General features: G+C 59.0%; 9 protein-coding genes and 1 pseudogene. 4 read left to right on the top strand and 6 right to left on the bottom strand.

Features of this window, described 5'->3' with window-relative positions:
* Nucleotides 1-302: 302 nt before the first annotated feature.
* Together GVI59_RS14530 and GVI59_RS14525 are read right to left on the bottom strand one after the other, a co-directional pair.
* A complete protein-coding gene (locus GVI59_RS14530; RefSeq protein ID WP_173574894.1) occupies nucleotides 303-2,165 on the bottom strand; it encodes a P-loop NTPase fold protein in 1,863 nt (620 codons plus the stop codon).
* A complete protein-coding gene (locus tag GVI59_RS14525; protein WP_010517228.1) occupies nucleotides 2,165-2,680 on the bottom strand; it encodes a hypothetical protein in 516 nt (171 codons plus the stop codon). The genes GVI59_RS14530 and GVI59_RS14525 overlap by 1 nt, the downstream gene beginning before the upstream one ends.
* A 49-nt stretch (nucleotides 2,681-2,729) precedes the next feature.
* Here GVI59_RS14525 and GVI59_RS14520 point away from each other — a divergent pair, with 49 nt between their 5' ends.
* The 3 genes from GVI59_RS14520 to GVI59_RS14510 all read left to right on the top strand — a co-directional run bounded on the left by GVI59_RS14520 (nucleotide 2,730) and on the right by GVI59_RS14510 (nucleotide 7,444).
* Nucleotides 2,730-3,680, top strand: a complete 951-nt coding sequence (locus GVI59_RS14520; protein WP_173574893.1) for a DUF6602 domain-containing protein — start codon at nucleotides 2,730-2,732, stop codon at nucleotides 3,678-3,680.
* Between the two features lie 796 nt (nucleotides 3,681-4,476).
* Nucleotides 4,477-6,078, top strand: coding sequence for a B12-binding domain-containing radical SAM protein (locus tag GVI59_RS14515; RefSeq protein WP_173574892.1), 1,602 nt, complete (start codon nucleotides 4,477-4,479; stop codon nucleotides 6,076-6,078).
* A 292-nt stretch (nucleotides 6,079-6,370) separates the two neighbouring features.
* Nucleotides 6,371-7,444 carry an alkene reductase gene (locus tag GVI59_RS14510; protein ID WP_173574891.1) on the top strand — a complete coding sequence of 358 codons (1,074 nt, stop codon included), beginning with the start codon at nucleotides 6,371-6,373 and terminating at the stop codon, nucleotides 7,442-7,444.
* 203 nt (nucleotides 7,445-7,647) lie between these two features.
* Here the strand turns inward: GVI59_RS14510 and GVI59_RS14505 are convergent, their stop codons facing one another.
* The 4 genes from GVI59_RS14505 to GVI59_RS14490 form a co-directional block, all read right to left on the bottom strand.
* Nucleotides 7,648-8,025: a hypothetical protein gene (locus GVI59_RS14505; RefSeq protein WP_173574890.1), complete on the bottom strand. Its 378-nt coding sequence runs from the start codon at nucleotides 8,023-8,025 to the stop codon at nucleotides 7,648-7,650.
* A gap of 67 nt (nucleotides 8,026-8,092) precedes the next feature.
* Complete coding sequence (locus tag GVI59_RS14500) at nucleotides 8,093-8,776, bottom strand: hypothetical protein (protein WP_206752372.1); 684 nt, start codon at nucleotides 8,774-8,776, stop codon at nucleotides 8,093-8,095.
* A gap of 298 nt (nucleotides 8,777-9,074) precedes the next feature.
* Complete coding sequence (gene mobF / locus GVI59_RS14495; RefSeq protein WP_173574888.1) at nucleotides 9,075-12,314, bottom strand: MobF family relaxase; 3,240 nt, start codon at nucleotides 12,312-12,314, stop codon at nucleotides 9,075-9,077.
* The gene (locus tag GVI59_RS14490; RefSeq protein ID WP_173574887.1) at nucleotides 12,314-12,610 is read right to left on the bottom strand and encodes a hypothetical protein; all 297 of its coding nucleotides are present in this window, start codon (nucleotides 12,608-12,610) and stop codon (nucleotides 12,314-12,316) included. The genes mobF and GVI59_RS14490 overlap by 1 nt, the downstream gene beginning before the upstream one ends.
* 100 nt (nucleotides 12,611-12,710) lie before the next feature.
* Here GVI59_RS14490 and GVI59_RS14485 point away from each other — a divergent pair.
* A pseudogene (locus GVI59_RS14485) lies at nucleotides 12,711-12,851 on the top strand (IS5/IS1182 family transposase); the annotation flags it as partial.
* Nucleotides 12,852-13,233: the final 382 nt, after the last annotated feature.

Below are 13,233 nucleotides of genomic sequence, written 5' to 3'. Positions count from 1 at the left end.
CCCCCCCAAATCTGCCTGTCGGCTTCAAGAATTAAGCAGACTGGCGACAGTCGCCTCATGGCCGACACTCAAGCAGGTATGACGGGTTTCAGAAAGCAGACATTGCTATGCGAACCGCTATCGAGCGAGTTTGGGACATTCCCGCCGTTCAGGGGTGACATGTTGAGGTGCAGCTCTTCTCAGAAGCCGACGTTCAACGTTTGTCCGACCGCTCCAGAGACCGACACGTGTTCCCGCAAGATACGTCGGTTGCGGAGGCAATTACTTATGCTGGACGAGCATGGGTGGACCGGCTAGCCGAGCTAAGGGAGCTTGGGGGCTTTCGGCCTGCGCGTTGGCTTCGCCCATGTCTCGATCGCATCGAAATAATAGTCGAGCCTACCTTCACCCCAAGCGCGGTAGGGCGCTGCGGTCGCCTTCAGCCGGTTCTTCAGCTCGGTACGGAGCTGGCGGACCCAGGGCTTTTCGAAATCGAGCGCGTTGTCGCCGCTCGTGCGCTCGTATCGCATCGAAAGAGCCGCCATCAGCACGTCATTGAACCGGCTATCGACCAAGAGCAGGTCGGCCATGTCGCCGACCGCAATGTCATGCAAGATCGCGACCCCACCGAAGTTGCCCTCGGCCAGCCCCCATTCATGGAGCGGTGAGCCGTCGTTCGGCTCGGTCTGCAGTCGCTTGAGCAGATTGCTCGACTCCGTCTTCATCTTGCGCTGGAGCGCGCGCGCCGACGCCGCGCTGACCAAGCCGTGGATTTCGGCAAACGCCTTCGTGTCATGCTCATTGTAGGTCATGCCGGCGTGCGACCCGGCATGAATGCCGAACAGCTCGGGGACCGGCAGCAACGCGCCGGTCTTTTCCAAATCATCGAGGTAGGCCTTGAAGAAGACCTTGGGCTTGACGCCGCCAAGGAGGTCATCGTTGAGATCGAGAAGCCGCAGCGACGTGCCCGCGACATGCAGCAACTCGCCTGGATGGACGATCTTGCGATGCGCAAGCTGATCGACGATCGTGGCGCGAACCGCCGCATAATCCGTCGCGCCGAGATCGTACCAACTCCACATGGCGCGCCACGCCGGCACCGCCGCCGGACCGACGACCAGCGGATGCTTCAATAGATGCGCGTCGAGCGCCGCCACGTCGAAGGTACCGCTCGCGAACATGTCGGCCAGCATCTCGGGAGGCACGACCGGATCGCTCCAGCTCACGAGCGGATAGAGTTCCCGCAGCTCCCGGCCACGAACCCGGCCGTCCGAAACGGGCGCGCTGTTGAGGTTGAGGCGCAGCTCCACATCGCTGGTGAGCGTGCGCAGACCCTCGGCGTCGATAGTGTTGCAGCGATACTCCATGCCGATCGCGACCATGTAGCGCAGCAGTGCGCCGAGCGCGTCGGCACTGCCGCGCAGCTTCGCATCGGCCAGTTCGATCACCCGGTCGAAGTCGAACAGGATCGACCGCAGGCTGCGGAAGTTCGGCTTGTCCCGCGCGGTGAAGATCGTCAGCACCGCATCGCGGTTGGCGACGATCGCCGCTTTCGCCTCGGGCATTGTGAGTTCCGCCGAGAAGGCGTCGAGCACTGCGCCGGGCTCGGATCCGACCCGGATCGTCTTGCCGATCAGCTTCTCCTTGCGCTCCTTGTAATCCTCCAGTTGCGCGTCGGCAATGTCGTCTTCGCTTGCGACGACGATCACCTTGAGCTTGTCCTGCTCGACGAAGCGGTTGATGAAGCCCATCACCTCGACCACGGGAAGCGGGCACCGTTCCAGATCGTCGAAGACCAATACGCGCCCGTCCAAGCTGACCATCATCTGCTGGACTAGCTTCTCATTTTCCTTGGGATCGGTCGCTACGCCGGCGAAAGAAATCGCCTTCGACACGAGTGTGTTGACGACCTTGGCGGCCTTACCCGACACCCAGGGGTGGGCCTTGGCGAAAATCAGCGAGCTGATCTCGCCGAGGTCGCTTATGCCGAACAGCGAGACGCGGATCTCCTCCTTCGCTTTCGGATCCTTGGCCACGGCGGCGGCATGTCGCGCCTTGAAATAATGATCGAAGAAATGGCTTTTGCCCGAGCCCCATGGGCCTTCGAGCATCACCGCAAATTCCGGATCGCCCTTTCGGTCGAGATAATGATCGAGATAGGCGCGGGCGGCGGCGTCGGTGGTCACTATGGGTTCCTGGAGCGTTGAGAGGTCGATATATCGGTATGCAACGCCATCGGATAGCCAACCTTGAACCCGACGCGGCAGATCTCATCCCGGATGAAGGTGAAGAAGCAATAATGCGAGTCGTCGAGGTCGCCACGGATGACGGCGGCGAGGACCTTCGCCCAGAAGGTGCGAACCTGTCTAGAAGAGATGTCCTCCATCTCGTCGCAACTGTCGGCGGTAAACGGGAGATAAAGTTCCACGCTCAAAGGGCTGGTCAGATACTGGCTCATCAATTCGCGGTGGTGATGACTCCGGGTCGCCGCCTTGACCACGGTCTGGAAGTAGGAATTAGCCGCCTGCTCGATCGGAGCGGCGCCGCGGCTCGGTATGATCGCGTAGTGATATCCCTCCCGGCCCAAGCGCAGTGACGTTCGCGCAACCTGCACGCAGGCTTCGGTATAGGAGTAGATGGCCTTCGGGGTGATCAAATCGGAGAGCGCCATCAGCGCTATATAGGAGAGCTTCGAGAGCATTTCTTGACAGATTGCTGGACTTAATCCCGATCCGCTTTAGTCTGCCGGAATGTCCGAAAATATCCACGATCTTCATACGTTCATGGCGCAGGTGACCACCGAAATGGCGTCGGAATACGAGCGTATCTTCGCGAAGACAGCCGAGGATCCAGGCACGGCCGGCGACGAGGGTGAGGAGAATTGGGCGACGCTGCTACGCGACTGGCTTCCGCCATCATATCACGTCGCGACCAAGGGGCGCCTGATCGGGTCCGATGGGAGTATGTCCAAGCAGATCGACGTGCTAGTCCTGAAGCCCTTCTATCCGCCGAAATTGCGCGAGAAGAAGGTGTGGCTCGCCAACGGCGTCGCCGCGGCGTTCGAATGCAAGACGACGTTGCGCGCGAGCCATATCAAGGAGTCGGCCGACCGCTGCCGTGATATGAAAGCCCTCTTCGCGCGGCGAACTGGCAGTCCGCGTCGAGAGCTGCGGTCGCCCCTCGTCTATGGCATTCTTGCGCATTCCCATGCATGGAAGGCGGCGGGCTCTGATCCAAGGGAAAATGTGACCGACGCGCTATGGAAAACGGTGGAAGGCGCGGCACATCCAACCGACATGATCGACCTCGTATGCTTGGCGGACGTGGGGTGCTGGAGCGAGGCGCATATGCCAATCTACCAGGCGAATATGCAGCCAAAGGCCGCTGAGCATTTGCGATCAACATTCGGCGGCGCATGGGGCCCTATTTCGACGATGGTCAGTGCGGCTGCAGGTGACAGCAAGGTATTCCAACCGACGGGCGGGATGCTAGCCTACCTCACCCAAAGGCTAGCGTGGGACGATCCCTCGATCCGGGATCTTGCCGACTATTACAGGCTGGCGGGTCTCTGGGGCTCCGGTCACGGCTCGATGCGCTATTGGCCGCAATCAGTCCTGTCCGACGAGGTGCGCCAGGGAATTGAAGCGGGACGACTCAAGCCGCGGGGGAACTGGGAAGAGTGGAGCATCGCGATGCTTTAACCGCGCCGTCAGAGCGTCAAGCCGAGAAGCGCGGTGCCGGGCAAAGGGCTGAAAGAGACGGGCTCGGCGGGCACGACGGCGAAGGCTTTGTAGAGTTTCCGCGCTTGGGTGAATTCGGCGAGGACGTCGGGCCGCAACTCCCGATAGTTCCCGTCGTCGCCGACCGATGACTTCCCCTATGTTCGTAGACCATGCGGGGGCACTTTGCCGAACCGTCGCCTCCACCAGCACGATCGACCGCTTCCGGCAGAACCGGACGTTATTCTGTGCAGATGGGAATGACCGGGGCCGGTCGGAAGCCGCCATGTACGTGAAATCTGCGAATGGCTACTTTCGTTCATCCCCTCCCAATAATCGACACTCAAGGCCCCCCTTCTCCGCCTGTTTGCTCAAGGTAAACAGAACAGACAGGCTGCACACGCCGTCATTCACGACATGAATGAAGCCAAGCTACTATCCGAATAGCGGACATGGAAATCTGATTCTCCATTTTGCTCCGACTGATCAAATCCAGCAGTTCACCGCAAGGATGGCAAATAACACTGTCCTATCGCCATTTCAGAATATTCTATCTATAAAGGGTCATTCCCTTGTCCGATGGGTCACATGCCGATCCTTCGCCGGGAAGCTGCCGTGCAGAGCTTCCTTGGTCGACGCCATCAGGAAAAAGGTACATTCTGCACATCCCTTTCCTGAAACCAAACAAGGCCCGATTGTGGTCCGGCACGCTTTCGATCAAGGCGATGGTCTGCCGCCCTGATCGCGATCAGCTGTTTTATCTGAGGATTTCTCCTTGATGACCGACAGCTGCAAGATCCTGATGATCTTTCCGCTTTTCAACTCAGGTTCGTTCTGGAACTACACGGAAGCCTGTGAACTGACAGGTGCACGCTACCCGGCTGCGCCCCTCGGTCTGATCACCGTGGCTGCCATGCTTCCGGAGAGCTGGGAAGTCAGACTGGTCAATCGCAATACGGAACTTCTGACGGAAGAAGACTTCGCGTGGGCGGATATGGTGATGACCGGGGGAATGCTCCCGCAGAGAAACGATGTCCTGCGTATCATCGACACATGCCGGGCCAGAGGTAAGCCTGTAGTGGTTGGCGGACCGGACGTCACATCCAGCCCGCCTGTCTATAAGGCCGCAAATTTTCAGGTTCTCGGGGAAGCTGAAGAGATCATGGTCAATTTCATCTCTGCGTGGCGAAGCGGCGCCAGGGAGGGAGTGTTTGAAGCGCCTATGGGTAAGACGGACGTCACGAAAAGTCCTCTGCCGCGCTTTGATCTGCTGAAGCTGAATCAGTATCTGCATGTCGGAATTCAGTTCTCGCGCGGATGCCCGTTCAGCTGCGAATTCTGCGACATCATCGAACTGTATGGCCGCGTGCCGCGCACCAAGACGACCGAACAGGTTATGGCGGAACTGGATGCGCTCTATGCCCTCGGTTATCGCGGGCATGTCGATTTTGTCGATGACAATCTGATCGGCAACAAAAAGGCGCTCCGGAAATTTCTGCCTGATCTGAAGCGCTGGCAGGATGAAAAGCGCTTCCCGTTCGAATTTTCGACTGAAGCATCAATCAACCTTGCTGATGATGCCGAACTGCTGAAAGACCTTGCCGACAGCAATTTCTTCGCCGTCTTCGTCGGGATCGAAAGCCCCGACACAGACACGTTGGTCATGACACAGAAAAAGCAGAATACCCGCCGGAGCCTGCAGCAAAGCATCGAGACCATTCATGGCGCCGGAATTTTTGTGAATGCCGGTTTCATTGTGGGTTTCGACAGTGAAAAAGGTAGTGTCGCTTCCGGCATGATCGAGTGCATCGAAGACACGTCGATCCCAGTCTGCATGGTCGGCCTGCTTTATGCTCTGTCGACCACGCAGCTTACACGCCGACTGCTGGCCGAAGGTCGTCTCTTTCTGGATGACGGTCAGACGCAATCAGGCGACCAGTGTACGGCTGGCCTGAACTTTGAGACCAGTCGTCCACGTCGGGACGTGTTGGACGATTACAGGACTGTGCTCAAGACAATTTATGAGCCGACTGCCTATTTTGGTCGTGTGCGCAGGCTGGGGCGTATGCTCAAACGCAAACGCGCGCATCGGATGATCAAGGGGGATCTTCGCAGCTTCTTCCGGCTGCTCTTCCGCATCCATCGTGCTAGCCCGGGCACGGCTGGGCAATTCTGGCGTATGCTGGTCGACTGCGCCGTGCATAACCCAAAAGCACTGCCTTACGTGGTCATGACCAGCGCGTTGTATCTGCATCTTGGACCGTTTGCACGGCAGGTCGTCGAAGAGATTGATCAGGAAATCGCCAAGCTCGATCAGGGGCTCTGGCAAGCCCCACTACTCCGGGAGAAGCCTGTCGAAATAGTGCTTCAGCCGACCTGATTACGCTGCGAATTCCTGTTGTTCAGAGAGTTATCTGAGCGCAGATGCTGGTTCTGAATCAATATGGGGCACCATCTGTCCAGTGATGCTCTTCAGAAATAAGATCGAAACTCTATCTTTGCGTCTGTAAAACTGACATTCTGATTCCCCCCCCAAATCTGCCTGTCGGCTTCACCAATTAAGCAGACAGGCAGTGCTCACCTCAAGTCAGACGAGGTGGTAAGCCTTCTGTTGTATTCCTCGTGAGGCTTCCCAACTCATAACGACTGCGTCTATTGAGAAAGGATCTGTCATGCCCAGCCTGTTTGAGCCGATTGAACTGGGAAGCATTTACGCCAAAAACAGAATTCTCATGGCGCCGCTGACACGCGCCCGAGGCACCCGTGAGCATGTGCCCACCCCCATCATGGCCGAATATTACGCACAACGGGCCGGAGCCGGTCTGATCATCTCGGAGGCGACCGGTATCAGCCGCGAGGGTCTTGGCTGGCCGTATGCACCGGGCCTGTGGTCGCAGGAACAGGTGGAAGCGTGGAAGCCCATCACCGCCGCAGTTCACGCCAAGGGCGGAAAGATCGTGGCCCAGCTCTGGCACATGGGTCGGATGGTGCATTCCAGCGTGACGGGCCAGCAACCTGTGTCCTGCTCGGCGACAAAAGCGCCTGAAGCCCTCCATACATATGATGGCAAGCAGGCTCCCGAAGTCGCCCGTCCTCTCACAAAAGAGGACATTGCCCGTATCCTGAACGACTACGAAAATGCCGCCCGCAATGCCCTTCAGGCCGGCTTTGACGGTGTGCAGATTCATGCCGCCAACGGTTATCTGATCGACGAATTTCTGCGGGACGGCACCAATCATCGTTCCGATGAATATGGTGGTTCGCCGGAAAACCGCATCCGCTTCCTGCGTGAAGTCACCGAACGCGTGATCGCAACGATTGGCGCGCACAAAACGTCAGTAAGGCTGTCCCCCAATGGCGATACGCAGGGCTGCATCGACAGTCATCCAGAGCAGGTTTTTGTGCCAGCCGCAAAGCTGCTGAATGACCTCGATATCGCTTTCCTTGAACTGCGCGAGCCCGGACCAAATGGCACATTTGGCAAGACCGACCAGCCCAAGCTGCACGGCCCGATCCGCGAAGTCTTCAGGAAGCCGCTGGTTCTGAATCAGGACTACACACGGGAAGAAGCGATCGAGACGGTCGCTACCGGTGTTGCGGACGCCATTGCGTTCGGTCGGCCTTTCCTCGCCAATCCAGACCTCGTGCGTCGTCTGGAAGACAATCTGCCCCTGAACAAGGATGATATCCGCACCTGGTACTCGCAGGGTGCAGAAGGCTATACGGATTATCCGCTTGCTCGCTGATACCCTATTTTTCCCGCAAGTTCCTTCCAATGGAAGGAACTTGCATTTGAACTATAGAAAATATTTAGCCGCCGACGTGATACTTGTCGTGAAGTAGGCGAAATCACCTGAATAGCTCTACTCCCTGCCATGAATGTGAACACTGCGAAAGGCTGTTTTCGGTAACTCCATCCCGATAGCCGACTGTCTGTTTCCCCCCCATCTCAGTCATTAAAGTAAAGCCGGGGCTTGCCGATCAGGTCCGGCAGGGTGCTGCCGCTCACCAGATACGGGACAGCGAAACGAACGAAAGCATCCAGTGAGGAAGCATGCTCATCGCCGACAAAAGCCAGATGCGGTGAGTCCACAGCAAACACAGATCCGACCCTGAACGACTGGTGGCCATTGACGTTCGAGGTGTTCTGTCCGATCCATGTCTCGTTGCCATGACGCAGCTCAAACTCTCTGAATTCCGTCTCGGCATAGATTGCCTTCAGACGTGACCGGACCCGGGCAGGGCCAAAGTCCGTTTTGATCCACTCCCACGCTCCCCAGGGAGCCTGTCCTGGCGATGCTGATTCATCAGATGCTTTACTGGTCATTTCTGCACTCCAGCCTGGCTGTGGCGGCCCCTTTCCCTGAAGAATCATAAGGTGCCGAACCACACGATCAGAGATTTCGTATCCCGAGGTGCTTCACATTGCCGGGCAGACGGCGCAGACGTTGAGGGATGCAACCCTTGATGCGGGCGGTCTTCTCGAAAAGCCATTTTGACATCGTCACGTCTGCGAACCGGGCCACCTTGGGAAACGGGCCGGAAGCCCAATCCCACAGCGCCTGTTGCGTCTCTGCACTGTAAATAGAAACGCACAGTTCCAGAAAGGCAGCCATGCCGGAGAACGAGATCGCGGCCAGAAAAGCGCCGAGCAGCAGATACCCGTTCGAGAAGCCTCGCATGATTCTTTCGGATGGAAAGACGACTGCGAGCAACACCACCGCTGACATCGCTCCTGATACCGCAACGAATCCTTTAGCGGCGAGCGTCACCGCAGCTTCTGTCAGACAGGCGAAAGGTGCTCTCGATGGCGGCAACTTTCCAAAAATCAGGAATCCCCACACAACGAATGCGGGCCACTCTGCCGGACTTCTGCAAATACCGAAGAGAAACTGGATAAAAAACACAACGGCCTGTAGCAGACCCACACAAGAAACCACCCCCGCCAGGGCAAACATCTCCGAAATCGGGTCTGCCACAAAGTCGATAATCCACTGTGCAAAGGCAAGAAGGTCTTTGGGTGGTGAAGTCGTTCTGCCGTCCAGAATGAACACGGCCGACATAAGCGTCAGCAGCACAGAGAAAGGCAGCGCAAACGCATAGATGAAGGCTTCGGTCAGCGCCCGGTGTCTTGGGGCGAGGTATCGGCAATACAGATACAGGAAGAGAAACAGAAGATACTCTGTCGCAATCGCCTGTTTCACTGTCCTCCCTTCCATGAGAAAATTATTGACCAGTGCCGAATACACGGCGACCGGAAAAAGAAGACAGGGAACCAGAAGAAAACGGAAGAGTGCTTTCATTGATCGAATCCTATCCGGACACCAGCGATCGACACACCATGAGAGATACCGAAAAAAGTCTCGCCGGACAGGTTCATTGTCCGGGACCTGGTGAAGCTGACGGGGAGGTTTGTGCGTTACCGAGAACCCGCGCCGCCCGTTCACGCCTGAGCGCCCTCTCGGCCCTGCTCATGATCGCCGGCGCGTTCCTGATCATGGCCTGCAGCTTTGCATCGATCTCCGCCAGGCGCGCGCTGTGCGACCGTTCGGCCTGCCGTGCCTGCGTCTTCAGCACGATCTCTCTTCCGTAAGGGCGGCCTTCCGTCGCCATCGTCTCCTGCACACGCCCAAGCGCGATCAGTTCGCGGATCCTTGCATCGCGCGCCTTCCGGGTCCGGGCGACCAGATCCATGCCGAGCGCCTTGTAAGGCTTGTTCGCCATCTTCTTCGCGACGTGATCCCACAGATCGTCGCTGGTGATGGGCGTTGCATCGCCGAGCGCCCGCTGGTTCCGGACAGCCTCGAAGGTCGCGGCATCCGAGATCATCGTCCATGTTGTGCCGCGCGCCCGGCTCTCTGCCACGTAGGAGGTAAAGCCGGTCGCGAGATCCGCGCCGCGTGGCATGGCATTGATGTGCTCGTCTGACGTCAGGCCCTGTGCCGCATCGATGGTCATGGCGTGCCCGAAGCCAAGCATCACCTTGCCGGTCTTCGCATCCTGAAAGCGACGCCACTCCACGTCGGCCACAACGCCGTCCTTCGTGCGGATACGCAGCCCGGTATCGCTGTGCGCGAGAACATCGACCACATCGCCGTTATTTCCAACCGTGGCCCCCTTGCCGTCCACTGTTCCCCAGGTCCGGCGATACAGCCGAAGCCTGTCGCCGGCTGCGATAGCCAGATCGTACGCCTCGCCGCGCTGGTCGATGGCCTGCACCGTGATTTCATGCTTCGAGATCTCACCCCTTTCCTGCAGGATGCCACGCACGGCCCGGCTGAGGTCGGCAGCGTCCTGGTTGGTCAGGGCAGACATGCTGATCGTCTTCATCCGCCCGGTTCGCGGATTTGCGCCCTCGGCCGCGAGAGCGTCGCGGCGTGTCACATACAGGCGGGCGATTTCCTGCAGCACTTCGTCGTGGTCTCCGCCCACCAGACGGACCGTGCCGTCCACCCGTTTCATGTCGATCGCGTCCCGCACTTCCTTCATGTGGAATTTGTTGCGGACGTCGTCGTCATTCTCCTCGTCACTGTTGGCGTTCCCGGCCGCTCCTCTGACTTCCAGAGAGGCGAGATCGCTTTCATCAGGTTCCGCGCCACGAAACAGGTCGGCGATCTGCCGGTTTCTGGCGGATGTCTGCCGGACGCTGGACAGAAGCTCCGGCATGTCTTCCGCGTCCAGCACCCTGCGCAGCATCTCGATGGAGTCACCGGCCTCGATGTTCTGTGCCTGCTCATGATCGCCCAGCGCCTTGATCGTGCAACCGGTATCGCGCTGCAGTTCCAGCAGGCGGAGCATCTGGCGTGGTCCGACCTGACCGACCTCATCGATCACCAGAACCGTGTTCCGGTCCACGTCGATGTCGCCGCGTTCCAGCCGGGCGAGGAAAGGCAGCATGGCGCAGGTGTCATGGATGCCGGCGTCGCGCAGCGCGTCCGCCTGACGCCAGGCATTGGCAATCCCGATGATCCTGCGCCCGTTCTCATCGTAACGGGTGTCGTGCTTCCAGGCGTCCACCAGCGGCGACAGCAGCGCGGTCTTTCCCGACCCTGCGACACCTGTCAGCATGGAGAGCGCACCACCCCGGCCGAGTGCGTAAATCGCCGCCTTCTGCGCCCTGCCATGGTCGCTGGTGAAATCGAGTGTCGAGCGACCAATGGCTTCAGTGATCTGGCGATCCGACAGCGCCCCGCTCCGGTCGCCGGATGCACGGGCGGCCTGAATCGCAAGGTTTTCCTCGATGGCGATCTGCGCCGTATTCGTGACCCTCAGCCTGTCGCCCCGGATCTGCTGAATCAGCGAGACCTGTTCGCCCCTCAGCTCAAGCCCCCGCTGTTCAATGAGGCTGACGACATGATCGATGTCCTTCACGCCCCCCTCAATACCGGTGCCGATCAGCCCTCGCGCGGCATACATCCTGAGCTTGTCATGATCGAGCACGGCGGCGGTCTCAAACTCCGTCGCCAGATGCCGCGCCGCGAAACGGTAAGCCGTATCGTATCTCTCTTCCCGCGTGCCCTCTGGCCCGATCGGCGACCCGAGGAGGCTTCTCTTCTCCCAGCCGAGGCTTCTCTTCTCCCAGCCGAGGCTTTTCGCCTGCTCCAGCCAGATCTCGTGGTCGCTGGCCCCCTTGTCCTTGTCGAGCCGGGCAGCCAGCCCGGCCATGGACAGGATACGGCGCTTGCGCTCGATCGGCATATCCGCCCAGTCCAGCCCTTCCGCCGCCGCGTACTCCTTTGCGGCCCTGATCACGTTGCGGCGTCCCTTGCTGAAAAAATCCGAGACATCCTGTGGCACGGCCGAGACGACCGTGGCCTGCTCATTGGCGTCATATTTCTGGGCGATGCCGATCCGCCGCAGCTCATCGGCAAGCTGCGCCTGGAAGTACGCGCCGAACTCATGAACGCGGCTGCGCAAGCGCTTTGTGTCCAGAGAGCCGACGTGTCCGTCTTCTGTGGCCACCACATTGAACAGGGCGTTGTGAATGTGGGCGTGAGGATCACCGCCTGCCGGGGTGTCGATGAGATAGGTCTGGCCTGTGCCCGGATCGCGCGCCTCGACCGTGGGGCGCGCTGTCGTATGCCGGAACGAGACCCAGGCGACCTCTCCCTGGTCCGCACCATCCTCGCCGCCATGGCCGCGCCGGGCGAAGCCGATCTCTCTCGCCACATAGCGCATGGTCGCATCGTTGGCCTGATTGATGGCGTGCCAGATCGCTGCTCTCTCCGCTTCTGTCGGCGCAAATTCGGCGGCCAGCGTCACCGATTTATGCGGCGCGAGGGTCAGGTCATAGGCGCTGATCTTGCGGGCGTTCTGCGACCAGTCCTCGCCATTATCAGCCCGTTTCGCCTCAAACAGGCGATTGAGCTGCTCGTTTTTCGGCGGTGTCGTCGGATCAATCCCGAGCGCTGCCGCGATCTCCGGCTTCATGTCGGGCCGCCATGAGGCCCGGCCATCGCGCCCGGTGTAATAACTGGTCAGCCGGGCACCGTCCGCGTCTGGCACCTTCCCGGGCTGAGTGCGGAAATCGTGCTCCGGATCCGGCAGCTCCTGCGTGAAATAGGCGGTGATCATGCGGCCGTTGCCCTCGGCCGAAATCTTCCGGAACGTCATCATCAGACGTCAGCCTCATCCGGCTCCCCGGGCTGGGCGGACCGGGGCGAGCGGCCCTCCTGAATGTCGAGCGTCCTGCCGGTGGTGAGATCGATGCGCCTGAGCAGCGGGCTCTGCGATGCGATCAGCGTCACCAGCCGGCCAAGAATTTCATCGAGTGTCGGACCGTCGGACTCTTCAGGAGACAGGATCTCGATGATCAGGGAGAGTTTGTCTTCAATGGCCCGCAGCCGCTCCCGGATGTCGTCATCCCGGCTTGCGGTGGTGTCAGGCCGTTCAGTTGTCTCGCTCATCGTCATCGCTTCCCATGTCAGAACCAAGGGAAGCGTGACGCGGAATCATGCGACCGATCAGGCCTTCTTTGGAAGCAGGACCTCTCCTCGATGAAGTCGGGTCCAGCTCCGGAAAAGCAGAAACATCATCGAACGGTTCTTCGCCAGATTGAAGCAGTTCAGAAGTGTAGCGACACGCTATGACAAGCTGAAGTCAACCTGCCTCGCAGCAACGCAGCCCATCTCCTCCATCATCGGAATTAACTGACGAGGCGCCCTAGCACGCGCAGGACCGATCGACTTAGGAAACCCGGCAATAGATGCCCGCACGCAGTCCCATTTTGAACCCTCCCGGAAAATTTACCTTGCGGCTTTTGACACGCCGTGGCTCCGGGCTATCCCAATCTGACTATAGACTGTTTAGGTCAACCTAATTTGAATGGAAGAAATGGAAGGGGAGCGCAGAACATCTCTTATTAGGCAAGGAGATCTGACTAGCAGCCGTCCAGATGGTGATGGATACAAAGTGAATCCAGAGCGCTTGAAAGGCATCTAATATCCGCGATTAGGCAGCCATCCAGAATAGATAGTGCGCTCCAGTAGAAGGCTCTCCGAACAAGGCTCGACATCTTTATTTCTCTTTTCTCTGA

It is taken from the genome of Acetobacter sicerae, assembly GCF_011516765.1.
Classification (GTDB): Bacteria; Pseudomonadota; Alphaproteobacteria; order Acetobacterales; family Acetobacteraceae; genus Acetobacter; species Acetobacter sicerae.
This window is presented reverse-complemented; position numbering and strand designations above follow the sequence as displayed.

What these genes read in the sequence shown, in the direction of transcription:
- GVI59_RS14525 (WP_010517228.1), bottom strand. Translation starts at nt 2,680, where the DNA reads ATGCTCTCGAAGCTCTCCTATATAGCGCTGATGGCGCTCTCCGATTTG.
- GVI59_RS14520 (WP_173574893.1), top strand. Translation starts at nt 2,730, where the DNA reads ATGTCCGAAAATATCCACGATCTTCATACGTTCATGGCGCAGGTGACC.
- GVI59_RS14515 (WP_173574892.1), top strand. Translation starts at nt 4,477, where the DNA reads ATGACCGACAGCTGCAAGATCCTGATGATCTTTCCGCTTTTCAACTCA.
- GVI59_RS14510 (WP_173574891.1), top strand. Translation starts at nt 6,371, where the DNA reads ATGCCCAGCCTGTTTGAGCCGATTGAACTGGGAAGCATTTACGCCAAA.
- GVI59_RS14505 (WP_173574890.1), bottom strand. Translation starts at nt 8,025, where the DNA reads ATGACCAGTAAAGCATCTGATGAATCAGCATCGCCAGGACAGGCTCCC.
- mobF (WP_173574888.1), bottom strand. Translation starts at nt 12,314, where the DNA reads ATGATGACGTTCCGGAAGATTTCGGCCGAGGGCAACGGCCGCATGATC.
- GVI59_RS14490 (WP_173574887.1), bottom strand. Translation starts at nt 12,610, where the DNA reads ATGACGATGAGCGAGACAACTGAACGGCCTGACACCACCGCAAGCCGG.